This window comes from Actinokineospora terrae, assembly GCF_900111175.1.
Lineage (GTDB): Bacteria > Actinomycetota > Actinomycetes > Mycobacteriales > Pseudonocardiaceae > Actinokineospora > Actinokineospora terrae.
This window is the reverse complement of record NZ_FOGI01000015.1, coordinates 117,096-142,410: the sequence shown is the minus strand read 5'-3', so window position 1 is coordinate 142,410 and position 25,315 is coordinate 117,096. Positions and strand designations below refer to the sequence as shown.

The following is a 25,315-nucleotide window of genomic DNA, read 5'->3' as shown; positions in this document are numbered from 1 at the left end:
TCGCATGCTGGTGTGGGTGAACGGGCCGTTCGGGGTGGGCAAGACGCAGACGGCGTGGGAGTTGGTGCGCCGTTTGCCGGGCAGCGTGCTGTGCGACCCGGAGGCGGTGGGATTCGGGCTGCACCGGACGATGCCGCCGTGGCTGCGGGAGGACTTCCAGGACCTGCGGTCGTGGCGGTCGGGGGTCGTGGAGGTGCTGGACCTGGTGTTGCGGCGGCACGAGGGTGTCGTGGTGGCGCCGATGACGTTGGTGGAGCCGGCGTATTTCGACGAGGTCGTGGGCGGATTGCGCGAGCTGGGGCATGACGTGCGGCACTTCGCGTTATTGGCTGCCCGGGAGACGGTGGTGGACCGGCTCGCGGAGCGTGGGTTCGGGCACGCGGTGGCGTGGGTGGCTGGGCGTGGGGCGGCGTTGCGGCGGGAGAGCTTCGCGTTGTCGAACCTGGACCGGTGCTTGGAGCGGCTGCGGGAGCCGGAGTTCGCGACGCAGGTGTGGACGGACTCGTTGTCGTTGCGGGAGGTGGTGGAGTTGATCGCGGCGGAGGTGGGGGTGTCGGTGGTGCCGGACACGGACTCGGCGTTGCGGGGATGGGTGCGGCGGGCGGTGGTGGGGGCTCGGCACATCCGGTTCTGACGCGCGAGGGGATTCGATCTCGAACGCTGACCCAGACGCGGCCCTCTACGACGTTGGCCCTCACCCGGCCCCCCTCAGGCGTTGGCCGAACCGCGCTCCTCGGAGTCGCTGGTGCCAAGCCGGCTCGATGGGGCGGACTTGTTTTGCGTGGGGGAGAATGACCCGTAGCGTCGTTCGCGGACAGGGCCACGCTTTTCGGCCCCTGCTTTGCGGTCCTGCCACGGGTTATTCAGGGGCCCCGCGCAAAACGAGTTCGCCCCATCGAGCACAGCTCGAAACTCGCGCCCCACCGCAATGCCGAAGGCGAGCCGATGATCGTCGACGCCGCAGGCGAGACCGAGAGCCGCCCCTCCCCCATCGAGCCGGACTCTGGCAAGTGGGGATGGCGTTCACATAAGTAGCTCACAGCTCGCGCACACCGCGCTCCCAGGGTGCGCTCCTAGCTTGCTCACCGCTGGTATCCGAACTGGCACAGTGAGTGAGGAGCGTTCACCATGCACGATGACGACGAGCCAGTCGGGCGTGTCCTGGGTAGGCGGCAGGCGTTGGCGTTGTTGGGGGTTGCCGGGGCGGCGTTGACGGCGGTGGGGTCGGGGGTTGCCGTGGCGGCGACCCCGGGCGCGGAGGGGGTCGCGGTCGGGGACTGCGGTGTGGACTGCGTGGCGCGGCCCGAGCAGGTCGAGGGGCCGTACTTCGTCGACGAGAACCTCAACCGGTCCGACATCCGGACCGATCCGGCGACGGGGGTGGCCTCGCCCGGTATCCCGTTGGTGCTGGGGTTGTCGGTGCTGTCGATCCGGGACAAGCGGTGCGTGCCGCTGCGGGACGCGGTGGTCGACATCTGGCACTGCGACGCGAACGGGGTGTACTCCGACATCCCCAGTGAGGGGTCGGCGGGGAAGAAGTTCCTGCGCGGTCTGCAGGTCAGCGACCGGGGTGGCCGGGTGCGGTTCACCACGGTGCTGCCCGGCTGGTACCGGGGTCGGACGGTGCACATCCACATCAAGGTGCGCACGATCGGCACTGACGGCAAGCCCTACGAGTTCACCTCGCAGCTGTACTTCACCGACGCGTTCAACGCCGCGTACCTGGCGCAGCCGCCATACAAGGCGAAGGGCACGCCGGACACCACGAACGCGACCGACTTCATCTACCGGCAGGGCGGCGACCAGCTGACCCTGCGCCCCCACCGAGCCCGCCACGGCTACACCGCCGACTTCACCATCGCACTGGACCTCTCCGACCCCACCGTCGGCGACGACGACAGCCAGGGCCCCGGTCCAGGTCCCGGCCCGGGCCCTGGACCCACCCCGCCCTCCGGCACCCCGCCGACGGGCATCCCCCCGACCCGTACCCCGTCAACCACTCCCCCCACGGCCCCACCCACCACCACCTAGACCGACAGCGACCCTGCTGACTCCTCTGTCGAGTCCCCGAGCGATCACCCGCCCGGGGACTCGACGGTCGGGGGCCGGTCGGCTCCGGAACGCGTGCAGTGCGGCGACCGCGAGGGTCTGCTGGGCGTCGAACTCCGGGAAGGTGTCGACCTCGTCGAAGCCGAGGCGGGCGGCCAGGGCACGGGCGGTCTGGGTGACGATGAGGACGGGCTGGTCCGGCAGTTCGGCCGCGGCCGCGCGCAGCACCGCCGCGGTCGCCTCCGCCGCCAGGCCCGCGCCCCAGAACGGGCGTCGCAGCACGGAGGACAGTTCCAGCTCGCCGCCGCCAGTGACGACATGACCCGGGCGGTGCGCGGGGCGGCGGTCCAGGTCGATGAGTCCGATCGCCTCATCGGTGGTCTTGTCGGCGATGACGTAGCTGCCGGGCTCGGAGGTGGCGTGGGCCGTTCCCGTCTCGTCGAGTCGCCGTTCGACGGCCTCGCGGGGGTGGGGGCCGCCCAGGTGTGCTCTGACCTTGGGGTCGGTGGACAGCTCGACGAGGGCGTCCCGGTCGGTGGGGTGGGCCTTGCGGAGCACCAACCGGTCGGCGTGGATGGCGCGGTGGCCGTCATGGCGGCCGATGCTCCCACAGCGTGATCGCCGTGCCACCGAACGCGCGGGTGTGGGTGGGGTTGTGTGTTCGGGGCGTGGGCCGGGTATGTCAGGGGCATGGGTCGGTCCCGGTGCGGGGTGGCGGCGGGCCGCGGTGATGAGGGAGGTTCGGGATGAACCCACGGGAGCTCAGTGGTCACGAGCGGCGGGCGCTCGAGGAGATCGCGGACAGGCTCAGTGCGGACTCGCCGCGGTTGGCGTCGTTGCTCGCGGAGCGGGAGCAGGTGATGGCGCCGACGTTGGCGTCGTTGGGGTTGGCGGTGGCCGCGGGTGGGGTGTGCGCGGTGGTGGGGCTGGTGTTGGGGGCGCCGTTGTTGGTGTTCGTGGGGATGGTCGCGGCGGTGGCGGTGTTGTTGGTGCCGTCCAAGCGGGCGGAGAGTGGCGAGGTCGAGCGGTAGAATCCGGTGTGGCTCGGTTGCTGGGGGATCAGGCGCTGGCTCGGTCGGCGGTGGTGGCCAACCGGGACATGAACCGGGAGCGAGGGCTCGCCGGGTACGCGCGGGAGCTGGGTGTCGACATCGGTGCGTTGGCGCGGCCGGGGTTTGCGTGGTTGGACCTGTGTTGTGGCAGTGGCGCGGCGCTGCTGGAGTGCGCGGCGCGGGTGCCGGAGGTGCGGGCCACAGGGGTGGATCTCGTCGACTTCTACGCGGGGCCCGCGCGCGACGGTGTGGAGTTCGTGACGGCGCCGGTGGGTAAGTGGGTGCCGGGGCGGGCGTACGACCTGATCACGTGCGTGCACGGGTTGCACTATGTGGGCGACAAGCTGGGGTTGCTGGAGAAGGTCGCGTCGTGGCTCACCGAGGACGGCCTGTTTGTGGCCAACCTCGACTGGCGGACAGTCCTCACCGAACAAGACCGAACAAGGCAGGGTCACCGACGCACTACGGGCGGCGGGGTTCGACTACGACACGCGGCGGCGGAGGATCCGGTTGGTCGGGCGTCGTGAGGTGCGGTGGCCGTACCGGTATCTGGGCGCGGACGATCAGGCCGGTCCGAACTACACCGGGCAGCCGGGCGTCAACTCGCACTACGGTGGCCGATAGGGTGCTGGGTGTGAGCACGCGCTACATCACCTGGGACGAGGCCATCGACCTGTTCGAGCGGCGCGGTCTGCCACAGTCCATCTGGGAGAACCTGTACGAGGGCGGGTACGCCCTGCACACCGGTAACGCGGTCGTCGACGGGAACTTCCCGCTCAACAGCGACGAACCGGCCCCGTGGGACGACGTGGCCGACTGGGACATCGGCTACATCGTCGACGGCGACCTGACCATCACCGGCGCCCTCTACGACGTCGACGACGGTGCCGCCGCCCTCGTGGTCCTCGGCGACCTCAAGATGACCGGCTTGCACACCACCTGCGACCCGAAGATCATCGTCACTGGCGACACCACCGCCGAGGTCCTCTACGGCGAGTACTCCGACAAGTACCTCGTCTTCCGCGGCGACCTGCGCGCCGCTGTGCAGGTGTGGCGCTCCGAGAGCGAACCCGACGAAATCGGCGGCACCGCCTCCGGCAGCCTCACCCCGGCCACCCTCAACGCCACCCGCGTCGACAACACCGCCACTCCCCTGCCCGACCTGCTCACCCCCGAACTCCTCACCCCCACCGGCACCCTCGACGCCGACGCCCTCCACACCCGACTGCTCGCCGGTGAGCCACTGCTGCTGCCCTGAACTGTCGGTGGAGCCTGCGACTCTGGGCCGGTAGCCGAGAGCCCAGGGGGAAACGTGTTGTCCGGTCAGTTCATCGAGCCCGCGTCGGTCGTGTGGGATCCCGACTACCGCTACCGGAACCACCCGCTGCCCGGCATGCCCCGCCCGGCCGCCGCAGAGCCCACCGGGCGGCCGACCGATCCCGAGCTGCTGGCCGCGATCAGCGGCCTCGTGGACGAGTTCACGACCCAGTACCTGCGGATCAAAGGACGCCCACCGCGCTTCGGTGAGCGGGCCACCGAGGCCGGGTTGGCGGCGGCCGAGACGCGGATCGGGGCTCGGCTCCCCGAGGACATCCGCGCGCTGTACCAGGTCGCGGGCACCGACCCGAACGAGATCGGGCTGCTGGGCAGGTGGAGCCTGACCTGCCTCGACTCCAACGCCGAGGAGTACGGGTACGACCCGATCGGCGTCGGTGGCCACGAGGACGGCGTATTCGACTCCGACCGCGTCGTCCTGGAAGCCGAACCCGCCCGACACGTGCGACGCCTCTCCCGCAGCGACTGGTGGATCGTCATCGGCTCGGACTACTCCGGCGGGAACCTCGTCGTCGACCTCGACCCGGGGCCACGGGGCAACCCCGGGCAGTTGCTCGAGGAAGGCCGGGGCATCGACCACGTCCAGTACGTCGCCGAGTCCGCGACCTCCGTGCTCACTGCGGTGGTCGCCGCCGCCCGCGAGAACCGGATCGAGCCGAGGGCCGCTGACGGCGACTGGCTCGGCGCCATCATCGACGAACCGCACACGTCCTACCAGCGGTCGCAGGTGGTCGGTGACCGAGACCTGGCCGATGTGTTGGCCGAGTACCCGGACCCGACACTCGTGCAGGAGCTCTACCTGCACAAAGCCACCACCCTCGACCTCACCGCGCTCGCCGCCACCCCCCGCCTGCGCAGCCTGCTCATCAGCCGCGCCGACCTCGTGCGGCTCTGGCTCCCGCCGCTGGTGGAAGGCCTCACCCTCACCGCGGGCGAGGCCGACCTGTCCGCCCTCGCCGGTCACCCCGCCCTCTGGGACCTCACCATCACCCGCGCCCCGGTCCGGGCCGCGGACCTCACCGCCATCCCCGCGCTCACCCGCCTGGACCTCTCTGGCACCGAGGTCGACGACATCACCGCCGTGGCCGACCTGGACCTGCGCGTCCTGATCCTCAACCCCGCCCAATGGGAACGACTACGCCTGGCAGGCCGCTTACCCACGCGACTGGTCGCCGCCCGCCTCAGCGGCAAACCCACCACCGGCGAGGCCCACGCCTGGGCCACCTGGCTGCGTGAGACCCACCACGATCCGAACACCGCGCCCTGACTCCGACCGCGTCGAGGACACCGAGCAGAGTCCGATGTGGATGGTTGCCCGCGGTGCTCGTCACGCGCCCTGGGCGAAGGGGATGTCTTCTGAGAGCAGGTGGCGCAGGGAGGCGATGGAGTGCTGGGTGACGACCGGATCCAGGTTCTCGCGGCGCCAGATGTAGAGGGGTAGCGGCTCCAACGGGGGCAGGTCGCTGCGGGGGATCAAACCTTGGGGCGTGGTGCCGAAGGTGGCCAGGACGGCGACGCCTTGGCCTGCGGCGGTGGCGGCGTGGACGCCTGCCAGTTGGTTGGCCTCGGCGCCGATCTCGGCGGGGATGTGGTGGGTGGTGAGGGTGTTGAGGGCGGCGGTGCGCAGGGCGCAGGGGTTGTCGAAGGCGACGAGGGGCACAGGGCCCGCGGGGCGGATCCAGCCGGGGGCGGAGTACCAGGTCAGTTCGAGTTCGCCGACCAGGGCGGCGCGGGGGTGGTCGGTGGTGCCCAGCAGCAGCGCGAGGTCCAGGCGGCCGGCGCCGAGGGCCTCGCGCAGGGCGGTGCCGCGGTCGAGGCGGTAGCGGACCCGGTGCTCGGGCAGGGACTTCTCCAGCGTCGCGGTGAGCCGGGGCAGCAGTTGCGCGGCGGCGTGCTCGGTGGAGCCGATGAGGACCGCGGCCTCGCTCTCCACGCCCAGGCCGCGCAGCGACTCGTCGTGCAGGGCCAGGATGCGGCGGGCGTAGCCGAGCAGGTGGTCGCCGTCGGTGGTGAACCGCGACCCGCGGCCGTCCCGTTCGACCAGGCGCTTGCCGGTGGCGGCCTCCAGGCGGCGCACGTGCTGGCTGACCGCGGCCTGGCTCAGGTGGAGATGGGTGGCGGCCCGCTGGAAACCGCCGCGGTCGGCGACCGCGACGAGGCTGCGCAGCGGCACGATGTCGAGAACCTTCTCCATGGTTGGCGAAGCTACCCGAGCAACCATCGCGAACCGTGATGTATCCGCATCATGAAACGTCGTTGGACACCGCAGGTCGCAGCGGTCATGCTCGAAACCATGGACCACGCCGCTGACGCGCTGAGCACGCTGCTCACCTGTCGTCGCTGGCTGGACAACGCCCGCTGCGGCACCGCGATCTGTTCGCCCCGCCCCCGGTAGACAGGTAGAGCCGCCGCCCGCTCAGGGCCGCGTGACCCCCTTCCCCCGACACCCCTGGCTTCCGCGCGGGGGTGTTCGTCTCCGCGCGCCAGAAAAGAGTGGATCACCCATGTCCCGTCGCACCCTCAAGCTGGGCGCCGTACTCCTCGGGGTCGGCGGACCCGGCCAGCACAACACCTGGCTCGACCCCGAGATCCCGTCGAACGCCAGCGTCGACATCGGCTGGTACATCGCCCGCGCCAAGGAGGCCGAGGCCGCGAAGTTCGACCTGGTGTTCATCGTGGACAGCCAGTTCATCACCGAGAACTCCCCCCACCACTACCTGAGCCGGTTGGAGCCGCTGACACTGCTCTCGGCGGTGGCCACCCACACCCAGCACATCGGGCTCGTCGGCACACTCACCACCTCTTACAACGAGCCGTTCAACCTCGCGCGGCGCCTCTACTCCCTCGACCACATCAGTGGCGGGCGCGCCGGGTGGAACGTGGTGACCAGTGGCGACGCGGGCACTGCGGGCAACTACAGCCGCGACGAGCACTACGACTACACCACCCGCTACGGCCGCGCGCTCGAGCACATCCGCGTCGCCCAGGGCCTGTGGGACTCCTACGAGGCCGACGCGTTCCCCCGCGACCGCGACGCCCGCGTGTTCTTCGACCCGAGCAAGCAGCACACCCTCGACCACAAGGGCGAGCACTTCTCCGTGGTCGGCCCGCTCAACCTCGAGCGCTCACCGCAGGGCCAGCCGGTCATCTTCCAGGCCGGTGACTCCGAGGAGGGCCGCGACCTCGGTGCCTCCGTCGCCGAGGTGATCTTCACCCACGCCCCCACCCTGGAACGGGCCAAGGCGTTCCGCACCGAACTGCGCGAACGCGCCGCCGCCAAGGGCCGCAACCCCGACGAGGTGCTGATCCTGCCCGGCATCTCCCTGGTCATCGCCGACACCGACGAGGCGGCGCGCGCCAAGGAGGACGCCAAGCTCGGCGGCAAGAGCTTCGAGCGGGCACTCAAGGAGCTCGGCCGGCCGTTCGGCTGGCACGACTTCACCCAGTACGACCTCGACGCCCCGTTCCCCGACGTCGCCGAGCTCGGGCAGCGCAGCTTCCGCACCCAGGCCGACGGCATCACCAAGCTCGCCAAGGACAACGGCTACACCCTGCGCCAGGTCGTCGAGCACCTCAGCGCCGCCGCCAGCTCCCCCTTCGTCGGATCCCCGCAGACGGTGGCCGACACCATCCAGCACTGGTTCGAGGAAGGCGGCTTCGACGGCATCAACGTCACCGTCAACGCCCCCAGCGAGTTCGCCCTGTTCACCGAGCAGGTGCTGCCCATCCTGCGCGAACGCGGCGTCGTGCGCGACGAGTACGACGCGACCACCCTGCGCGGCAACCTCGGCCTGCCCATCCCCGAGAACCGCCACACCGCCGCCCGCACCCAGACCCCGACCGAACAGCAGGCAGAACAGCAGGCCGACGAGCCCGCCCCGACCGCCGCCCTCGTCCCATGACCCCCGCCCAGCCCACCCCGGCCACCACGACCACCCCCGCCACCACGGCGGGCGCGTCACCGCGCTCCCCGAGATCCCCCCGAAGAGAAAGACAGCACATGTCCGTACGCACCACCGCCCGCCGTCTGCGCGGCGCCGTCATCGGGATCGCCGTCGCGGCGACACTGGCGTCCACCGTCTCCGCGTGCGGCAACGGTGGCGCCTCCGCCGCCGCGGGCGGCCCGAGCACCCTCAAGTGGGCCTCGTCCTACTTCCCCACCCACTGGGACCCGGTGGTCAGCGGCAGCGGCGCCCAGTTCCGGCTGCTGTCGCTGGTGCACGCGTCGCTGACGCGCACCGACGAGACCGGCAAGGCCGTGCCGGACCTGGCCAAGGACTGGGAGTACAACACCGCGGGCGACCAGGTGACCTTCCACCTGCGGCCCGGCCTGAAGTTCACCGACGGCGAGCCGGTCGACGGCGCCGCCATCAAGTTCGCCATCGAGCGCGCCAAGACCCAGAAGAACTCGGCGCTGTTCGGTGACCTCACCTCCATCAAGGAGGTCACCGCGTCCGGGCTCGACGTCGTGGTCAAGCTCGCCCAGGTCGACCACCAGATCCCGCAGCTGCTCGGGCAGCGCGTGCTGCAGGTCAGCAGCCCCAAGGCCGCGCAGGACCCGGCCAAGCTCGACCAGAACCCGGTCGGCGCGGGCCCGTTCGTGGTCACCCAGCTGGTGCCGGGCACCAAGGCCGTGCTGAAGAAGAACCCGGACTACTGGGACGCGGCCAACATCCACATCGACAACGTGGAGCTGACCTCCGCGCCGGACGCCTCCACCGTCGTGTCCGGACTGCAGACCGGCGTCTACAACTTCGCCGACCTCACCCCCAGCCAGGCCGACGCGGCGAAGAAGGCCGGGCTCGATGTGTTCGTGCAGCCCGGGTTCAACGCCTCCAACATCAGCATCAACGTCAACAAGGCACCCTTCGACAACCCGAAGGTCGTCGACGCGGTGCGCCACGCCATCAACCGCAAGGAGTTCGTCGACAAGCTGACCTTCGGCCTCGGCGAGCCCACCGACCAGCCCTTCCCCGAGGGCTACATCGCCTACGACCCCGAGTCCAAGAACCGCTGGCCCTACGACCCGGCCAAGTCCAAGGCGCTGCTGGCCGAGGCCGGGTTCAAGCCCGGTGACATCAAGCTCGACCTGGTCATCCCCGACGCGCAGCCCGCCTCCGAGATCGTGCAGTCGCAGCTCGCCGCGGTCGGCATCACGCTGACCATCAAGGTCGACAAGAACTGGTCCAAGCCGTTCTTCGCCAAGGAACTCGCGCTGTCGATCTACGGCACCACCGGCCGCGACTCCGCGGTGCAGACCCTGACCGCGCACTTCGGCCCCAACGGCCCGCTCAACCTCAGCACCCCGTACGAGCCCGCCGGGTTCGAGGCCGCGGTGGCCAAGGTCCGCCAGACCCCGCTCGACTCCCCCGACTACCCCACCGCGTTGCGCGCGGCGACCCGCGCGGGGCTCGACAGCAGGGCGCTGGTGTTCACCTACTCCGCGCCGAACCTGTTCGTGAAGAACAAGTCCGTGTCCAACCTGCCCAAGAACCCGGCGCACATCGACTGGACCGGGGTGAAGATCAGTGGCCGCTGACCCGCTCGCGGGCCGGGCGGTCACGGCGGTGCGGGCCCGCCAGGCAGGGTGGCGGGTCCTCACCACCCTGGGCAGATCGGTCGCGATCTTCGTGCCGGTGTTCTTCGTGGCCACCTTCGTGACCTTCGCGCTGCGCTCGCTCAGCGGCCTGTCCCCCGCCCGGCTGCAACTCGGCGAGAGCGCCACCCCCGAGGCCATCCACAACATCGAGAGCCAGTGGGGCCTGGACCGGCCGTTCCTGGTCCAGTACTGGGACTGGTTCACCGACGTGCTGCACGGCCAGTTCGGCACCAGCTGGGTCAACGGCGCCGACGTCGCCACCCTCATCGGCCTCGGTCTCGGGGTGAGCCTGTCGGTGGCGCTGCTGGCGCTGGTGCTCGGCGGGGTCCTCGGGTTCGCGTTGGGCACCCTGGCGGCGCTGCGGCGCTCCACCTGGGTGGACCGGGCCATCACCGGGTTCGTGACCGTGGTGTCGGTGATGCCCGCGTTCGTGGTCGGCATCGTGCTGGTCGAGATCTTCGCCGTGGGGCTGGACCTGCTGCCCTCCGGCGGCTACATCCCGATCACCGAGGGCGTCGACCTGTGGCTGGCGCACGTCATCCTGCCCGCGCTCGCGCTGAGCTTCGACGTCGTCGCCGACGTCGCCCGGCAACTGCGGACCGGGCTGGTGTCGGCCTACCGGGAGAACTACGTCCTCGGTGCCGTGGTGCGCGGCCTGAGCCCGCGGCGGGTGTTCTTCCGGCACGTGCTGTGCAACGGCATCGGACCGGCGCTGGCGACCCTCGGCATCAAGTTCCCGACCCTGGTCGGCGCGTCGGTGGTCACCGAGTGGATCTTCGGGTTGCAGGGCTTCGGCCGCTTCGCCAACGACTCGGCGCAAGCCGGTGACGTCCCGGCCGTGCAGGGGGTGCTGGTGGTGTCGGTGGTGATGGTCGTGACCTTCAACCTGGTCATCAACGTCGTGCTCGGCAAGGTGGCGCCCGCGGCGCTGCGGGGGGTGTGAGCCGTGGTCCGCCGTGTCCTGTCCCTCACCGCCGGTCGCGTCAGCGTCGCGATCCTGCTCGGCATCGCGCTGCTGGCCGTCCTCGGGCCGTTGCTCGCCCCGCTCGATCCGTTGGCGGTCAGCGACGACACCCTCGCCGGGATCTCCGGCAGCCACTGGCTGGGCACCGACTACCTCGGCCGTGACGTGTTCTCCCGGCTGCTCGACGGGTCCCGCGCCAGCGTCGTCGGCGCGCTGGAGGTCACGCTGATGGCGCTGGTCGTCGGCGCGATCCCCGGCATCCTGTCGGTCTACCTCGGGCGGGTGTTCGAGTGGGTGACCCTGCGGGTCGCCGACACCCTCATCGCCCTGCCGTTCCTGCTGTTCGCGGTGGCCATCACCGCGCTGCTGGGCAACGGCATCACCCAGGCCATGCTGGTCACCGGGGTGCTGGTGTCGCCGCTGTTCTTCCGGGTGTCGCGGGCCGCGACGCTGGCGGTGGCCCGCTCGCAGTACGTGGAAGCGGCGTTGATCTCCGGGGCGTCGCTGCGGTGGATCATCCGCCGGCACGTGTGGGCGAAGGTGCTGCCGCCGATCGCGGTCGCCCTGGCCCAGACCCTCGGCGTCGGGTTCATCATCGTCTCCAGCCTGTCGTTCCTCGGCATCGGCGTGCAGCCGCCCGAGCCGACCTGGGGTGGGCTGCTGGCCTCCGACCTGGGCTACCTCGACTACCGGCCGTGGGCGCCGTTCGCCCCGGCGCTGCTGATCATGGCGACGGTGTGGGCCAGCAACCTGCTCGCCGACGCGATCCGCGACGTCTCCGGCGAGGCGGGCCGCGCCCTGCTCAACAGCCGCAAGGTCCGCGCCAACCAGGCCGCCGCAGCAGGAGGTACGGCATGACCACCCTCACCGAGACCCCCGTCAGCACCACCGCGCTGGACCCGGTGCTGTCCGTGCGCGACGTTCGGGTGCGCGGGCAGGTCGACGACCGCGAGTTCGTCAAGGGCGTCAGCTTCGAGCTGACCCCCGGCAAGGCGGTCGGCATCGTCGGCGAGTCCGGCAGCGGCAAGACGCTGACCTGCCGGGCCGTGCTGGGCGTGCTGCCCGAGCACTTCGAGGTCGCCGCCGGACAGATCCACGTCGCCGGGCTCGACATCGCCTCGGCGACCCGCGAGCAGCTGACCGACCTGCGCGGGTCGACGATCAGCGCGGTGTTCCAGGACCCGGCGTCGTACCTGAACCCGTCGATCCAGGTCGGGCCGCAGATCGCCGAGGTCGTGCGGGTGAAGAAGGGCCTCAAGCGGCGCGCGGCACGGCGCCGCGCGGTCGAGCTGCTCGCCGCGGTCCACCTGCGCGACCCGGAGTTGGTGTACTCCCAGTACGCCTACGAGCTCTCCGGCGGCATGCTGCAGCGGGTCCTCATCGCGGCCGCCATCGCCGCCGACCCGCGGGTGCTCATCGCCGACGAGGCCACCACCGCCCTCGATGTCACCGTGCAGGCCGAGATCCTCGACCTGCTGGCCGACCTGCGCGAGAACGCGGGCCTGGCGCTGGTGGTGGTGTCGCACGACCTGGCCGTGGTCGCGCAGCTGTGCGACGAGGTGCTGGTCATGCGCGACGGCGAGGTCGTCGAGCAGGGCCCGACGACCCGCGTGCTCTACGAACCCCAGCACGAGTACACCCGGCTGCTCATCACCGAGCACGAGCAGTACGGCCTGGAGAAGTTCCTCACCCGGGAGGGGCCGTGACGGTACTTCGGATCACCGACCTCGACGTCCACTACGGACTCGGGCGTCGCCGCCGCCAAGCGCTCAAGGGCGCGTCGCTGGAGGTGCGGCCGGGGGAGGTCGTCGGGCTCATCGGCGAGACCGGGTCGGGCAAGTCGACCCTCGCCCGCGCCGTGCTCGGCCTGGTCCCGGCCTCCGGTGGGCGGATCGTCATCGACGGCGAGGACGTCAGCGGCTACCGCAACCGGCAATGGCGATCGCTGCGGCGCCGGGGCGTGGTGCAGTACGTGTTCCAGGACCCGCTGCGCAGCCTCGACCCCGACCTGCCCGTCGTCGACTCCCTCATCGAGCCGCTGCTGATCCAGGGCGTTCCGCGCGAGGAGGCGGTCGCGAAGGCGCGCACGTTCCTTCCGAAGGTCCGGCTCGACCCCGAACTCCTGGACCGGTTGCCCGCGCAGCTCTCCGGCGGCCAGCGGCAGCGCGTCGCCGTCGCCCGCGCGTTGATCACCGAGCCCAAGCTGGTGATCCTCGACGAGCCGGTCAGCGCCCTCGACGCCGCCAACCGCGTCGGCGTCCTGGAGATCCTCAAGGACCTGCGCGCCACCGGCATCGCGCTGGTGTTCATCTCCCACGACCTCGGCTCCGTCGCCGGGATCGCCGACCGGGTCGCCGTGCTCTACCAGGGCGAACTCGTCGAGGTCGGCACCGCGCGCGAGGTCGTCGCCACCCCGCGCCACCCCTATACCCGCCTGCTCATCAGCTCCGCGCCGACGCTGCGCACCGCCGCCGCGGGCCGCGCCGAACGCGAGGCGCTGCGTGCGCTGCTCACCGCGTGAAGGGACACACCCCATGACCCGCAAGCTCCACCTCGCCCTGCACCCGTACGGAGTGGGCGGCCCCGGCCAGCACGGCCTGTGGAAGGACCCCGGCGTCGCCAAGAACGCCAGCATCGACATCAACTACTACATCGCCCAGGCCCAAGCGGCCGAGCACGCGCTGTTCGACGCGTTGTTCATCGTCGACAGCCAGTTCATCAACGCCACCTACCCCGCGCACTACCTCAACCGGCTCGAGCCGCTGACGTTGCTGTCGGCGGTGGCCACCCACACCAAGCACATCGGGCTGGTCGGCACCGCGAGCTCCACCTACAACTCGCCGTTCAACCTCGCCCGCCGCTTCGCCTCCCTCGACCACATCAGCGGCGGCCGCGCCGGGTGGAACGTCGTCACCAGCTTCGACACCGGCACCAGCCGCAACTACGGCCTCGACGAACACCTCGACTACGCCACCCGCTACGGCCGCGCCCTCGAGGCGGTGCGCGTCATCCGCGGGCTGTGGGACTCCTACGAGGACGACGCGTTCCCCGCCGACGTCGAGACCGGGGTGTTCCTCGACCCCAGCAAGCTGCACGCCCTCAACCACGTCGGCGAGCACTTCCGCGTGGACGGCCCGCTCAACCTGTCCCGCTCGCCGCAGGGCCAGCCGGTGATCTTCCAGGCCGGGGTGTCCGAGGAAGGCCGCAACCTCGCCGCGCAGGTCGCCGAGGGCATCTACGCCCCGGGCGGCTCGTTCGACGACGCCCGCGCCTACTACGCCGACATCAAGCGCCGCACCGCCGAGGCCGGTCGCGACCCCGACCACATCAAGATCTTCATCCACGGCGGCCCGGTCGTCGCGGGCACCGACGAGGCCGCCCAGCGCCGCGCCAAGGACATCTTCGCCGAGGACGACGACTTCGACCGCAACGTCGGCCTGCTCGGCCGGGCGTTCGGCGCGCACGACTTCAGCCAGTACGACCCCGACGCCCCCTTCCCCGACGTCGCGCACCTGGCCGAGAAGGGCGGCCGCACCGGCGCCGCGCGGATCATCGGCCGCGCCACCGAACAGGGCCTCACCCTGCGGCAGGTCGTCGAGACGTTCAACGAGCACAAGGCCTCCCCGTTCGTCGGCGCCCCCGGCACCGTCGCCGACACCATCGAGCGCTGGTTCGCCGCGGGCACCTTCGACGGCATCAACCTCGCCTTCCGCAACAACGACGACCTCGCCCGCTTCGTCGACGGCGTCATCCCGCTGCTGCAACAGCGCGGCCTGTTCCGCACCGAGTACGAGGCCGACACCCTGCGCGGCAACCTCGGCCTGCCCATCCCCGCCAACAGCAACACCGTCGTGGCCGACAGCAACACCGTCGTGGCCGACAGCAACACCGTCGTGGCCGACAGCAACACCGTCGTGGCCGACACTGACAGCCCGGCCGACACTGACAGCCTGGTGGCCGCGCGATGACCGGCGGACGCGACGTCCACACCGTCCGGTTCCCCGAGACCACCCCACCCGAGCAGGTGGACGTCCTGGTCGTCGGCGCCGGGCCGGTCGGGCTCTCCGCCGCGCTCGAACTCAGCGCCCGCGGCGTCGAGGTCGCCGTGGTCGACCAGGCGCCCGGCGCCACCCTGGTGCGCGCCGGGGCCATGGGACACACACCCCGCGTGGTGGAGCACTTCCGCCGCTGGGGCGTGCTGCAGTCGGTCCGTGACGAGTGGACCTTCCCGCCGGAGTGGAACCAGGGGATCCGGCTGATCACCTCGCTGGTCGGTCACGAACTCGTGCCCAACCGGCGGCCCGCGTTCACCGGCACTGCCCGGCACTCCGCCGAGGAAGCACTGCGTCGACCGCAGAGCGCGTTGCAGCAGGTGTTCCTGCGTCATCTCGCGCTGCGCGGGGTGCCTGTGGCGGGCGGGTGGCGGCTCACCGAACTGCGCCAGGACGCCGACGGTGTCGAGGCCGTGGTCGGTGAGGGGCGGGTGATCCGCGCGAAGTACGTCATCGGCGCCGACGGCGGCAACAGCACCGTCCGCCGGTTGGCCGGGATCACCCGCGAGGGCGAGCACGCCACCGAGAAGCGGCTTCGGCTGATCGTGCGCACCGGCGACATCTCCGACCGCGTCGGCCCCGCCCCCAGCGGCACCAACATCGTGTTCAACCACCGCGCCGACGGGTTCCTCGCCGCCGTCAGCACCCGCGACTGGCGCGTCTACGCCGGACCGTTCCCGCTCGACCACGAACCGTCCGAGGCGGAACTGCTCACCACCGCCCAGGCCGCGTTCGGGTTCGACCTCGACCTGGAACTCGTCTCCGCCACCACCTTCTACCACGCCACCCGCATCGCCGAGACCTTCCGCGCGGGCCGCGTGCTGCTCGCCGGGGACGCCGCGCACGTGCGGCCCCCGGGCGGCAACCTCGGCGAGGGCTTCGGCGACGTGGTCAACCTCGGGTGGAAACTCGCCGCCGTCCTCGCCGGACACGCCTCCGACACCCTCCTGGACAGCTACGACCAGGAACGCCGCAGGCACAACTGGCGCATCGGCGACTACGCCCTCGACCGCTCCCGCCGATCCCAGGCCACCCTCGCCAAGATCCGGGAGGTCGGGGTCCCCGACGACGCCGACCTCAGCGAGGACGCCCAGGCCCGGCGCGCCGCCATCGGCGAGCTCATCGCCTCCGGGCGGGTCGGCGCGGACGGGGTCACCTTCGACGAGCGCTACGACGACTCCACCGCGATCTGGTACGAGGACGGGCAACTCGACACCGAGCCCGAGTGGCGCTCGGATGTGTACGTCGACGACCCCCGGCCCGGGCATCGCGCGCCCAACGGACTGGTCGACCCCTACGGCGGCACCCTCTACGACCGGATCGGCAACGACTGGGCGCTCGTGGTGCTCGCCGAGGACCGGGCCGTGGAGCAGGCGTTCGCCGCCGAGGCGTCCGCGCGGTCGCTGCCGTTCACCGTCGTGCACCTGAGCGACCCGGCGGCGCGGGAACTCTACGGCGAGGGCAACGTCCTCGTCCGCCCCGACCAGCACGTCGCCTGGCGCGGCACCGCCCTGCCCGACGGCGGCGCGGCCGCGGTACTCGACCGGGTCCTCGGCGTACCGCAGCCCGCCGAACTCGTGGGGAGCCGGGCATGAGCATCCGGCTCGGGTTCCTCACCCACGTCCAGGGCCGCGGCGGCGACCTCGCCCAGACCTACCGCAACGCCCAGGACCTGTTCGTCGTCGCCGACGAGCTGGGCTTCGACGTCGGCTGGGTCGCCCAGCACCACGTCCCGCTCGGCGGCGGCGGACTGCCCTCGCCGTGGACGTTCCTCGCCCACGCCGCCGCCCGCACCAAGCGGATCCGGCTCGGCACGGCCATCACGATCCTGCCGCTGGAAGACCCCATCCGGCTCGCGGAGGACATCTCCGTGGTCGACACCCTCAGCGGCGGACGCGTCGAGGTCGGGGTGGGCAGCGGCGGCAGCGACGCCGAGTACGCCGCGTTCGGCCGCGACGTCACCCGCAGACGCGAGCTGACCACCGAGGGGCTGGCGGTGCTGCGCTCGGCACTGTCCAACGAGGAGGTCGGCACCAGCGGGTTCACCATCCAGCCACCCGCCGGGGACTTCACCTCGCGGATCTGGCAGGGGATCTTCAGCGGCGCCGGGGCCGAGCACGCGGCGCGAGCCGGTTCCAACCTGCTGATCAACCGCGCCGCCTACGGCTACGAGGAACCCACCGACGAGGTCCAACGCCCGTGGGCCGACGCGTATCTGGCTGCGTGGGACTCGCCCCGGACACCGCGCATCGGGCTGTCGCGGTTCGTCTACCCCGCCAAGGACCGGCGCACGGCGCTGGCGCAGATCGGGGAGGACGTGCACCAGGCGGCGCTGCGGTTCCCCGGCTTCCCCGCCGGACTCGACGTCGACGAGGCACTGCGCCGGTTCCACTCGTTCTACGGCCACCCCGACGAGATCGTCGAGGAACTGCGGCGCGAACTCGTGCTGCCCGTCGCCACCGACCTGATCACCCAGTTCAACCCGGCCGTCCCGGATCACGACGCCACGATCCGCGCGCTGGAACTCATCGCGACCGAGGTCGCCCCCGCCCTGGGCTGGAAGCCCTCATCGGAAGGAGTGTGAGGTGAGTCGCTACACCGACTTCCCCGAACCCGACGGCCTGCGCGTGCGCGGCACCGTCATCGTCGTGCCCGGCCGCGGCGAGACCCAGGCCACCTACACCCGCCTCGGCACCCGCCTGGCCGCCGACGCCTACCGCGTCCGCGTCGTCGACGCCCCCGACGTCACCTCGGTGACCCGGCTGGCGGACGAGCTGACCGAGGCCGTCGAGGGAGCCGACCGGCCGCTGGTGCTCATCGGCGCCGACTCCGGGGCCGCCGCCATCGCCGCGCTCCTGTCCCGCGAAACGTCCGCCGCCCCGTGGTGGCCCGACGCCGTCGTCCTCGCGGGCCTGCCCGGCCACACCGCCGCCGCCGTCGACTGGGCCGAGGAACTGGAGATCAGGACCTCCTGCCCCGCCCACCGCGACGTCCTCACCAACGACCCCGCCGTCTCCCGCGGCGCCCTCCACACCCCCCTACCCCCAGACCTCACCGCCGCCGCCTACAACGACACCACCGACCTCCCCCACCTGTTCCTCATCGGCGACGAAGACCCCCTCGCCGACCGCACCACCCTCACCCTCGCCGTCAAGGCCTCCCCCAAATCCCGCCTCTCAGTAGTCCGCGGCGCCCACCACGACGTCCTCAACGACCGCCAACACCGCTCCGTCGCCGCCGAGATCATCACCTTCCTCGAAACCCTCGGCAACGGCCTGGTCCCCCTCATCACCACCGAATCCAGCGCCTGGTAACAGTCCACTGTGGATAGGTGTGTCGCGCCGCCCCTCAGCGCCGCGACACACCTCGACGCCGGCGCGGCTCGGCTCGTGCGGGAACACCAGCGAATGAGCACCGCCAGTCATGCGCCCCGGACGAGCACTGTGGTCGCCGGGTCGACGTCGCGGGCCCAGGCCAGGGTCGGCAACTCCGTGCCGGATAGCCCCGCGAGCTTCAATGCGGCTTGCCCCGAAAGGTGTGCGGACTTGACGGACTGCCCATTGGCGATGGCGGCGTAGAACTGCGCGGCGTAGGAGATGGCGTCCCCGTCCGCGATCTCGTCGGCCATGCCGATAGCGAACGGGGCTACCCGCTCGACAAGACCGTCGATCTGAGCCGCGGAGTTACAGGAGTTCAGCAGCACCAACAGCGGCGGGTCATCGGTTGCCCCAACCGCGTCGGCGAACGCTCGTGCGGTGACGATGACCCCTCGGTGGTGCTCATCGCGTTCGTCCTCGAACTCGATCAAGCCGTCATCGCTGTGCCCGGAGAAGTGCACGACGTGAGGACGGAACTTGGTGATGCCGTCCAGCAAGTCGGCGGTGGTCGCGGCGGGCCGCACATCGAGTTCAACGTAGTCGCGGTGCAGAGCGGACTCGACCGCGGCACGGATTCGCTTCTGCTCCCGCCCCACACGCAGATCCCCGCCAGAGGCGGCGCCGAGGATCAAGATCCGTAGCTTCTCCTGCTTGGGGGTGGGCAACTCGCGCAAAGCGGTGTCCACAATCGCCTCCGTCTGGCTCATGCGGCGTTCCAACGCCAAGGTCTCGACAGCAGAGCGACGAGCGGCCCGCTGCAGATCCCGCTGGCGCAGCCGTTGAGCGGCGTCGGCCTCGGACTGCTCGGCCTTGGCGAGCTTGCTCTGCAGATCCGCCTCGGCCTTGGCGAAGCCACTCGCTCGGCCTTGCCAACGGCCAGCCTCCTTGCCTGCCGCCGCTGCGGCGTCGTCGGCTCGTCGAGCTTCGCTCAGCTTGCTGGACCGGGTGCTGGCACTCGTAGCCTTCTCCGCCGCAACGCGCGCCTTCGCCGCCGCAGTGCGCTTGTCGGTTTCCTTGGTCCGGTACTGGCCCGCTCTCATCTCCGCATCGATCCGTTGCTTGCGCTTGCTCTCAAGCTGCCTGCGGTACTGACTCGCGCTCACCTCGACCTCTTTACCAGGAGCGGATCACACTCTCCCGGCGCCACGCGGGACGTCGGGCCTACGGCCGCGCGCACTCGCGGATCTCGCGCACAGTGGGACGCTTGTCGCCGAACGCGATACCCAGCGCTGGCAACTGCTCCGCGGTCCGCACCGCAACGGCCGAATTGGGCGCACGTTCGGATACCGCTTCACCAACTCCGCCTGCCACACCGCGTCGGCGTCCTCGTCCGGCTGTCCGGCCAACGCCCCGATGTCGGCCGGGCCAGGCTTCGACCTCCGCGGGACTGACGGTCCCTGGTCGGACGGTGCTTTGGTCCCTGTTCCGGGGGCACCGCGGGGTCCACAGTCGGGGGATACGCGGAGGAGAGGCGGCCTGATGAGCGCGGTCACGAGCAGGGGCGTCATCCCACGGCAGCGCGTCAGCAGGCGCCACGGTCAGTTGACGTCGCGCGACACCCCCGTGCTCGTCCGCGACGTCATGGACACCCAGGTCACCCCCGTCCGACCCGACACGCCCCTCACCGCGGTCCGCGCCGCCGTGCTCGCCACCTGGCACCGAGTCGTCCCCGTCGTCGACAACGGCAGGCTCGTCGGCGTCGTCTCGGCCACCGACCTGCTCCGCGAGCGCGTCCGGTCCGCCACGGTCGCCGAGACCGCCGCCGACCTGATGAACCCGCCCACCGCCCTCACCCCGCACACCACCTGCGTCGACGCCGCCAGGCTCATGCTCACCACCACCGAGACCGCGCTGCCCGTGGTCCACGAAGGCGGCACCTTCGCAGCCATGGTCAGCGTCGAGGACCTGCTGCAAGCCCTGTAGCCCTCGGTACTGTGCCCCGGTGGCCAGGTCGAGCAGCGACGCCGGGATCCAGGACGCGTTCACCGCCGCCGGGCTGACCCGACACCAGCGGGCTCTGCTGCACACCGTCCTGCGCGCCCTGGACACCGGCTCGGCCCCCGGATTCCACGCGTCCACCAGCGACAGCGCCCTGGTCGCCCTCATCAGGGCCCACGACGTCCTGCGCAGCCACGCCGAGCACGAACAACCCCAGGGCAGGCTCCTGCTGCGGGTCCTGCGCACCAACAGCCTGTGCATAGCCAACGGCCTGGCGATCTTCCCGCCCGGCTCCGGCCGCGCGAGCCTGCGGGCAGCCATCGACGAACTCGCCGCCACGACCACCGCCCTCACCACGACCGACCGCGCCCACCACCGAGCCGTGACCCGCGCGAGCGCCGCCGTGCTCGACCCGCTGATCACCGCGATCGCCGACGCCGTGACCGACCGGTTCCACACCCTCTGGGACACCCCGACGACCGACGCCAAGGCAGCGGCCGAGATCGCCGTGTCCGTCCACCTCGCAGGACGCGACCGCGCCGCGCTCGCCAACGACCTCACCAGCCTGCTGACCGGATCCCGACCCAGCGCGGCGGACATCGCGGCCCTGCTGTGGCCACCACCGCGCCGACACCACGTCACCGTCCTGGTCAGCGGCGCGCGCTCACTGGCCGACCTCGACCACCTGCTCCCCGGTGCCAGGCAGTGGCCGATCACCGAACAGCGCGCCGACCTCGGGGCACTGCTGGAGCGACTGAAGCCGATCACCCGCGGCGGCGTCCTCGTGCGGGTCCCGATCGACGCCGCCGACACCGCCACCGCGGTCACCCTCGGCAGGCGCGCGATCAGCGAGGCACTGGACCAGTACGTCGCGGGCAACCGCGTCGCCGACCTCTCCCTCGCCGGTCCCTGGCAGGTCATCGGCCCCGACGGCAGGGCCGCCATCGGCGAGACCGTCAGGGCGGGCGTCACGCGCGCGGAGCCGCTGTCGTCGTCCCGGTCGGACGGGCTGCGGCCCGCGCTGCGGATCGCCCACATCGCCCAACGCGTCGAGGCGCCGATGGCCAGCGCCGCCCTGTCCTGGAGCGCCATCGAGTCGACCGGCCTGGACGTGGAGAAAGCGTCTCGGCTCGCCCGTGCCTGCGCCATCCAGACCCTGCGGTACCAGGTCATCGACGCCCACACCCAACTCAGGCTGACAGTCGCCGAACAGGTGCGGCGACTGCACCTGCGCGCGAGAAAAGCGAAGGACGAACTCAGGCGCGCCCAGCGGGCACTGGAGAACCGCGCGTCATCCGACGAACTGGCCGACAGGGTCGCCCGCGCCAGCCAGTCGTGGTCGGACACCTCCTCCGCCCACGAGGACGCCGTCACCTCGTCCACGGCGTTGCTCGCAGCCATCGACGCCCACGTGCCGACCATCCAGACCAGGTCCACCCTCGCCGAACCGGACCGCTGGCTCGACCTGCTACGCCCCGCCCGCGACGGGGAAGACCCGGGAGTGGACGAGGCGAGGCGCGCGGTCACGACCCTGGCCGCCTTCGCGGGCGGCCTCAGCGAGGAAACGATCCTGCTCTGGCGCGAGCGGCTCGCGCGACCCCCACTGCTGGCGAAGTGGTTGCAGGAACGGCAAGACACCTACTCCGCCCTGCTCGAATGGCTCTATACCACCCGGAACACCGCGTTCCACCTCGGCCGCTTCACCGGCCCCATCGACATCGCCACCGCCCACGCGGGCCGCGCGATCGTCGACATGATGCTGGAAGTCCTGGGCACCTGGCACTCGACCCAACACCGGCGCGGCCAAGACGCCACTCCACCCGCGGACATCCTCAAGCGCCTCGCCCAGCGCAAGGACGCGCTCAGCGCACTGCTGCACACAGCCGACACGTGCCACCCACTTTCCGTCCAGCACATCACCGGCCCGGACGAGGCGTACTGGTCAGGTAGCTGCTGAGTGCGGAGGCGGCGGTGAGAGCCGCCAGACCTCGGGTCGTGAGTGTGTGTTGCCACTCGGCCAGGGCGGTGGTGAGGGACTCGACGGTGCCTACGTCGCGGATGTGGTGGATGACGGTGGCGATGTGCGGCAAGGGGTAGCCGCCGCGGCGGAGCAAGTGGGTCAGGTGGGCGTCGCGGACGTCGAGCGGGCCGTAGAGGCGAGCACCGGCAGGGTCACGGGTCGGGGCGAGGATGCCCGCGGTCTCCCAGTCGCGCAGGGTGGCGGGGGTGACGCGGAGTTGGTGGGCCAGTTCGCCGATGCTGTGGGTAGTGGCGGACGGGACCGGGGCGGTCGTCAGGTGGTGCACGGCTTCGCGGACGGCCGCGAGGGTCTCACGGTCGCGCAGGGTCTGGGCGTGGGCGCGGTCGATGGCGGCCAGAGCGTCGTCGACGGCGTCTTGGTGCAGCGACGTCATGACGGCCGCGGCGACGGGACGGCCATGTGCTGCGACGAGCGCTAGATAGGCGCGCAGCGCTGCGGCGTGCACCGATGTGTAGACGCGGTACCCGCTCGCGGTGCGCGGGGCGGGCGGGATGAACCCGTCGCGCTCGTAGTTGCGGATCGCCTGGGTGGAGAGGCCGTGCTCGGCGGCCAGGTCAGCGGGTTTCACTGGTTTGAGACTTTACCGGAAGGCCTCCAGCCTGGACCGGCTGAAGTCTCAACCGAGCTTTCAGGGATACGGTTGAGCCTCATGAGTCAGGACATCCGCGACCTCCACCCCACCCACCTGGTCGCCCTCGGCGAGCCCACGCACCAGGAACCCGCGTTCGGTCACGTCCGCAACGAGCTGTTCGCCCAACTCGCCGACCACGGGTTCCGCTCCATCGCCCTCGAGACCGACCGCGTCGCCGCCCTCACCGCGAACGACTACGTCCAAGGCGGCCCAGGAACCCTCGACGACGCCATGACCCGCGGCTTCACCCACAATTTCGGCGCTCTAGAGCCCAACCGGGCCCTGATCGCCTGGATGCGCGACTACAACAGCACCCGCCCCCTAGCGCAACGCCTCACCTTCCACGGTTTCGACGCCCCCACCGAGAACACCACCGCCCCCAGCCCCCGCACCTACCTCGAACACGCCCGCGACTACCTAGGCCTCGACCTGGATCTAGCCTCCATCGCCGGCCCCGACGACCGATGGGACCGCACCGAGGCCATCCTCAACGCGTCCCTGTCCCCCGGCGACACCCCCTCGGCGGACAAGCTAAGAGCCCTCGCCGACGACATGCTCGTCTGTATGTACCGGCGCGCACCCGAGCTGATCGCGGCAACATCACGCGCCCGATGGCACCGCGCCAAGACACACCTCACCGCCGGCCTGGACCTCTTGCGCTACCACAAGCAGTCATCCCAAGAGGGCCCGCGCCTACTGAACCTGCTCGCCACCCGCGACGCCCTCATGGCCCAGAACCTCCTCGACATCCGCCGCCTAGAAGCCCCTCGCGGCGGCACCCTGGTCTTCGCCCACAACCTGCACCTACGCCGAGACCAATCCACCTTCCGCATAGACGACACCGACCACACCTGGTCCTGCGCAGGCGCCATCCTCACCACCCTGACCGACGAGCCCTACACCTTCATCCCCGGCAGCCTCGGCCACAGCGACGCCCTAGGCCTCCCCGAACCCGCCCCCACCACCTACGAGGGCCACCTCCAACACCACGCCACCACCTGGACCCTCACCACAACCACCCCCACCGGCACCCCCCGCACCAACGCCCCCCACGGCTACTTCCCCCTCGACCAGCCCCTCGTCGCCGACGCGGACGCCATCCTCCACATCACCGGAAACGCACCGGCGGCTTAGACGCGATCAGCGGACACACCCCGCGCGGCTGGGTAGCGTCCACCGCGCTTGCTGGCCAGGGGACCGTGCCAGAGGAGATCGTGCTCGTCGACTCCACTGCGGGCGGCGCGATCTGGTCGGGCGTTCTGGGTTTGTCCACATGGGTCCGACCCGTCCACAGGCCCCCGGTTCACCCTCTTGACAAAAGCCGCGAAGCGATACGCTGGATGCGGGTGGCCCCCGGGTGGGCGGGGGTCTGCCGTCCGACGGGGGTGGGCCGCGGTGCGGCGACGAGGCCCTCGCCGTCTTCGGACCGAAAGACGGCCGGACCGTCTGAGGTCAGGCGATGAGGTGGGTTCGGGTCACGCTGGTCGGCGGGGTGAGCGGCTGGTGTTGACGGTGTTCCAGGTCGGCGACCGCAGCCCTATTCCGCTGCGAGGGTGCTCATCCACCGCGGCCGGTACCCCTCGATCCCGAAGTCATCCGCCACCATCGCAGCCTAAGCGCCGTTCAGCCACGAGCACCCGCCGCAACGGGTCCTCAAAGGTGGCGCGCACTGGCCGAGTCGGTGACACCAGTGCTTGGTGCAGCAGGCCGTCGAACATCGCGGTCAAAGCGGTCGCAACGGTGCCGTCGACATGCGTGGAGAACACCTCGGTGAGCATCGCGTCCCACGCCGTGCTGGCCGCGCGCAACCCTGGGCGGCGCAGAGCAGCACTGTAGAGCTCGTAGGCGACGACGCTGGATGTGCGGTGCTTGGTGGCCAGGTCGACCAGGAAGTCGGCCAACTCGACAGCGAGGTCGGCACCGGGGATCAGCGAACCAGCCCACTGGCGCAGCCGGGCGACGTTGCGGTCGGCGACCGCGTGCAGGGCGGCTTCCAGCAGCTCGTCGAGGTCGGCGAAGTGGTACGTCGTCGAGCCCAGCGGCACGTCGGCCCGCAGCGCGGCGGCGCGGTGGGTGAGTGCCTGCGGGCCGGACTCCGCGATCACCTCGACGGCCGCGGCGACGATCCTGGCCCGGCGGTCCGGGTCGCGCCTGCGCGGTGATGCCATGAAATCTCCTCCGGCGCAAGGGGTTCGCCCATGATCGTCCATCCTGCGGAACGGGCCCGGAGCGCCGAGTGTACCTCTGTACATTCCTCGCCGAGATCGCTTTCCCCGC

Annotated in this window: 25 protein-coding genes; 20 read left to right on the top strand and 5 right to left on the bottom strand. The window is 71.1% G+C overall.

The features are described 5' to 3' along the window. Positions 1-4 precede the first annotated feature (4 nt). Complete coding sequence (locus tag BMY07_RS29420) at positions 5-634, top strand: AAA family ATPase (RefSeq protein WP_092785804.1); 630 nt, start codon at positions 5-7, stop codon at positions 632-634. A gap of 494 nt (positions 635-1,128) precedes the next feature. Further along, positions 1,129-2,031, top strand: coding sequence for a dioxygenase family protein (locus BMY07_RS29415; RefSeq protein WP_092785802.1), 903 nt, complete (start codon positions 1,129-1,131; stop codon positions 2,029-2,031). Here BMY07_RS29415 and BMY07_RS29410 read toward each other — a convergent pair. Next, entirely contained in the window at positions 1,993-2,679 is a 687-nt protein-coding gene (locus BMY07_RS29410) for a GNAT family N-acetyltransferase (RefSeq protein ID WP_245782730.1), read from the bottom strand. The genes BMY07_RS29415 and BMY07_RS29410 overlap by 39 nt on opposite strands. A 116-nt stretch (positions 2,680-2,795) precedes the next feature. On the opposite strand from BMY07_RS29410, the gene BMY07_RS29405 reads away from it, so the two are divergent. From BMY07_RS29405 to BMY07_RS29390, 4 genes are all read left to right on the top strand, one after another. Then, entirely contained in the window at positions 2,796-3,080 is a 285-nt protein-coding gene (locus BMY07_RS29405; protein WP_092785800.1) for a DUF3040 domain-containing protein, read from the top strand. A gap of 8 nt (positions 3,081-3,088) precedes the next feature. Beyond that, entirely contained in the window at positions 3,089-3,628 is a 540-nt protein-coding gene (locus BMY07_RS29400; protein ID WP_245782729.1) for a class I SAM-dependent methyltransferase, read from the top strand. Between the two features lie 107 nt (positions 3,629-3,735). After that, the gene (locus BMY07_RS29395) at positions 3,736-4,359 is read left to right on the top strand and encodes a hypothetical protein (RefSeq protein WP_143073708.1); all 624 of its coding nucleotides are present in this window, start codon (positions 3,736-3,738) and stop codon (positions 4,357-4,359) included. A 57-nt stretch (positions 4,360-4,416) separates the two neighbouring features. Then, entirely contained in the window at positions 4,417-5,703 is a 1,287-nt protein-coding gene (locus BMY07_RS29390) for an SMI1/KNR4 family protein (RefSeq protein ID WP_143073707.1), read from the top strand. A 60-nt stretch (positions 5,704-5,763) separates the two neighbouring features. On the opposite strand, the gene BMY07_RS29385 is transcribed toward BMY07_RS29390, so the two are convergent. Further along, the gene (locus BMY07_RS29385) at positions 5,764-6,630 is read right to left on the bottom strand and encodes a LysR family transcriptional regulator (protein ID WP_092785794.1); all 867 of its coding nucleotides are present in this window, start codon (positions 6,628-6,630) and stop codon (positions 5,764-5,766) included. 51 nt (positions 6,631-6,681) lie between these two features. Here BMY07_RS29385 and BMY07_RS34655 point away from each other — a divergent pair, with 51 nt between their 5' ends. The 11 genes from BMY07_RS34655 (at position 6,682) to BMY07_RS29335 (ending at position 18,365) form a co-directional block, all read left to right on the top strand. Beyond that, positions 6,682-6,831 (top strand): hypothetical protein, encoded by a 150-nt coding sequence (locus BMY07_RS34655; RefSeq protein WP_177215872.1) that lies wholly within the window; start codon positions 6,682-6,684, stop codon positions 6,829-6,831. A 109-nt stretch (positions 6,832-6,940) separates the two neighbouring features. Beyond that, a complete protein-coding gene (locus BMY07_RS29380) occupies positions 6,941-8,338 on the top strand; it encodes an NtaA/DmoA family FMN-dependent monooxygenase (RefSeq protein WP_092785792.1) in 1,398 nt (465 codons plus the stop codon). Between the two features lie 98 nt (positions 8,339-8,436). Further along, positions 8,437-9,975, top strand: coding sequence for an ABC transporter substrate-binding protein (locus tag BMY07_RS29375; RefSeq protein WP_092785790.1), 1,539 nt, complete (start codon positions 8,437-8,439; stop codon positions 9,973-9,975). Further along, positions 9,965-10,978 carry an ABC transporter permease gene (locus BMY07_RS29370; RefSeq protein ID WP_092785788.1) on the top strand — a complete coding sequence of 338 codons (1,014 nt, stop codon included), beginning with the start codon at positions 9,965-9,967 and terminating at the stop codon, positions 10,976-10,978. Before BMY07_RS29375 ends, BMY07_RS29370 begins: the two co-directional genes overlap by 11 nt. A 3-nt stretch (positions 10,979-10,981) precedes the next feature. Then, positions 10,982-11,857: an ABC transporter permease gene (locus tag BMY07_RS29365; RefSeq protein ID WP_092785786.1), complete on the top strand. Its 876-nt coding sequence runs from the start codon at positions 10,982-10,984 to the stop codon at positions 11,855-11,857. Next, the gene (locus BMY07_RS29360) at positions 11,854-12,705 is read left to right on the top strand and encodes an ABC transporter ATP-binding protein (RefSeq protein ID WP_092785785.1); all 852 of its coding nucleotides are present in this window, start codon (positions 11,854-11,856) and stop codon (positions 12,703-12,705) included. Before BMY07_RS29365 ends, BMY07_RS29360 begins: the two co-directional genes overlap by 4 nt. Continuing rightward, complete coding sequence (locus tag BMY07_RS29355; RefSeq protein ID WP_092785784.1) at positions 12,702-13,520, top strand: ABC transporter ATP-binding protein; 819 nt, start codon at positions 12,702-12,704, stop codon at positions 13,518-13,520. The genes BMY07_RS29360 and BMY07_RS29355 overlap by 4 nt, the downstream gene beginning before the upstream one ends. Before the next feature lie 13 nt (positions 13,521-13,533). Continuing rightward, on the top strand, positions 13,534-14,967 hold the full coding sequence (locus BMY07_RS29350; protein WP_092785783.1) for an NtaA/DmoA family FMN-dependent monooxygenase: 1,434 nt from the start codon (positions 13,534-13,536) through the stop codon (positions 14,965-14,967). Beyond that, the gene (locus BMY07_RS29345) at positions 14,964-16,646 is read left to right on the top strand and encodes an FAD-dependent oxidoreductase (RefSeq protein WP_092785782.1); all 1,683 of its coding nucleotides are present in this window, start codon (positions 14,964-14,966) and stop codon (positions 16,644-16,646) included. The genes BMY07_RS29350 and BMY07_RS29345 overlap by 4 nt, the downstream gene beginning before the upstream one ends. Then, complete coding sequence (locus BMY07_RS29340) at positions 16,643-17,635, top strand: LLM class flavin-dependent oxidoreductase (RefSeq protein ID WP_092785781.1); 993 nt, start codon at positions 16,643-16,645, stop codon at positions 17,633-17,635. Before BMY07_RS29345 ends, BMY07_RS29340 begins: the two co-directional genes overlap by 4 nt. A gap of 1 nt (position 17,636) precedes the next feature. Further along, positions 17,637-18,365 (top strand): alpha/beta hydrolase, encoded by a 729-nt coding sequence (locus BMY07_RS29335; RefSeq protein WP_092785780.1) that lies wholly within the window; start codon positions 17,637-17,639, stop codon positions 18,363-18,365. Positions 18,366-18,472: 107 nt separating this feature from the next. Here BMY07_RS29335 and BMY07_RS29330 read toward each other — a convergent pair whose 3' ends face one another. Further along, positions 18,473-19,531 (bottom strand): CHAT domain-containing protein, encoded by a 1,059-nt coding sequence (locus BMY07_RS29330; protein WP_092785779.1) that lies wholly within the window; start codon positions 19,529-19,531, stop codon positions 18,473-18,475. Between the two features lie 376 nt (positions 19,532-19,907). Here BMY07_RS29330 and BMY07_RS29325 point away from each other — a divergent pair, with 376 nt between their 5' ends. Both BMY07_RS29325 and BMY07_RS29320 read left to right on the top strand, forming a co-directional pair. Then, positions 19,908-20,351, top strand: a complete 444-nt coding sequence (locus BMY07_RS29325; RefSeq protein WP_177215871.1) for a CBS domain-containing protein — start codon at positions 19,908-19,910, stop codon at positions 20,349-20,351. A gap of 19 nt (positions 20,352-20,370) precedes the next feature. Further along, the gene (locus tag BMY07_RS29320) at positions 20,371-22,323 is read left to right on the top strand and encodes a hypothetical protein (RefSeq protein ID WP_092785777.1); all 1,953 of its coding nucleotides are present in this window, start codon (positions 20,371-20,373) and stop codon (positions 22,321-22,323) included. On the opposite strand, the gene BMY07_RS29315 is transcribed toward BMY07_RS29320, so the two are convergent. Next, positions 22,283-22,975, bottom strand: coding sequence for a MerR family DNA-binding transcriptional regulator (locus tag BMY07_RS29315; protein ID WP_092785776.1), 693 nt, complete (start codon positions 22,973-22,975; stop codon positions 22,283-22,285). The genes BMY07_RS29320 and BMY07_RS29315 overlap by 41 nt on opposite strands. An 81-nt stretch (positions 22,976-23,056) precedes the next feature. Between BMY07_RS29315 and BMY07_RS29310 the strand changes: the two genes are divergently transcribed. Continuing rightward, positions 23,057-24,172 (top strand): erythromycin esterase family protein, encoded by a 1,116-nt coding sequence (locus BMY07_RS29310; protein WP_092785775.1) that lies wholly within the window; start codon positions 23,057-23,059, stop codon positions 24,170-24,172. A 458-nt stretch (positions 24,173-24,630) separates the two neighbouring features. On the opposite strand, the gene BMY07_RS29305 is transcribed toward BMY07_RS29310, so the two are convergent. Then, the gene (locus tag BMY07_RS29305) at positions 24,631-25,206 is read right to left on the bottom strand and encodes a TetR/AcrR family transcriptional regulator (protein WP_092785774.1); all 576 of its coding nucleotides are present in this window, start codon (positions 25,204-25,206) and stop codon (positions 24,631-24,633) included. Positions 25,207-25,315: the final 109 nt, after the last annotated feature.

Coding starts and splice junctions, on each gene's coding strand:
- BMY07_RS29420 (WP_092785804.1), top strand. CDS start 5: ATGCTGGTGTGGGTGAACGGGCCGTTCGGGGTGGGCAAGACGCAGACG.
- BMY07_RS29415 (WP_092785802.1), top strand. CDS start 1,129: ATGCACGATGACGACGAGCCAGTCGGGCGTGTCCTGGGTAGGCGGCAG.
- BMY07_RS29405 (WP_092785800.1), top strand. CDS start 2,796: ATGAACCCACGGGAGCTCAGTGGTCACGAGCGGCGGGCGCTCGAGGAG.
- BMY07_RS29385 (WP_092785794.1), bottom strand. CDS start 6,630: ATGGAGAAGGTTCTCGACATCGTGCCGCTGCGCAGCCTCGTCGCGGTC.
- BMY07_RS34655 (WP_177215872.1), top strand. CDS start 6,682: ATGAAACGTCGTTGGACACCGCAGGTCGCAGCGGTCATGCTCGAAACC.
- BMY07_RS29380 (WP_092785792.1), top strand. CDS start 6,941: ATGTCCCGTCGCACCCTCAAGCTGGGCGCCGTACTCCTCGGGGTCGGC.
- BMY07_RS29375 (WP_092785790.1), top strand. CDS start 8,437: ATGTCCGTACGCACCACCGCCCGCCGTCTGCGCGGCGCCGTCATCGGG.
- BMY07_RS29360 (WP_092785785.1), top strand. CDS start 11,854: ATGACCACCCTCACCGAGACCCCCGTCAGCACCACCGCGCTGGACCCG.
- BMY07_RS29350 (WP_092785783.1), top strand. CDS start 13,534: ATGACCCGCAAGCTCCACCTCGCCCTGCACCCGTACGGAGTGGGCGGC.
- BMY07_RS29345 (WP_092785782.1), top strand. CDS start 14,964: ATGACCGGCGGACGCGACGTCCACACCGTCCGGTTCCCCGAGACCACC.
- BMY07_RS29340 (WP_092785781.1), top strand. CDS start 16,643: ATGAGCATCCGGCTCGGGTTCCTCACCCACGTCCAGGGCCGCGGCGGC.
- BMY07_RS29325 (WP_177215871.1), top strand. CDS start 19,908: ATGAGCGCGGTCACGAGCAGGGGCGTCATCCCACGGCAGCGCGTCAGC.
- BMY07_RS29310 (WP_092785775.1), top strand. CDS start 23,057: ATGAGTCAGGACATCCGCGACCTCCACCCCACCCACCTGGTCGCCCTC.
- BMY07_RS29305 (WP_092785774.1), bottom strand. CDS start 25,206: ATGGCATCACCGCGCAGGCGCGACCCGGACCGCCGGGCCAGGATCGTC.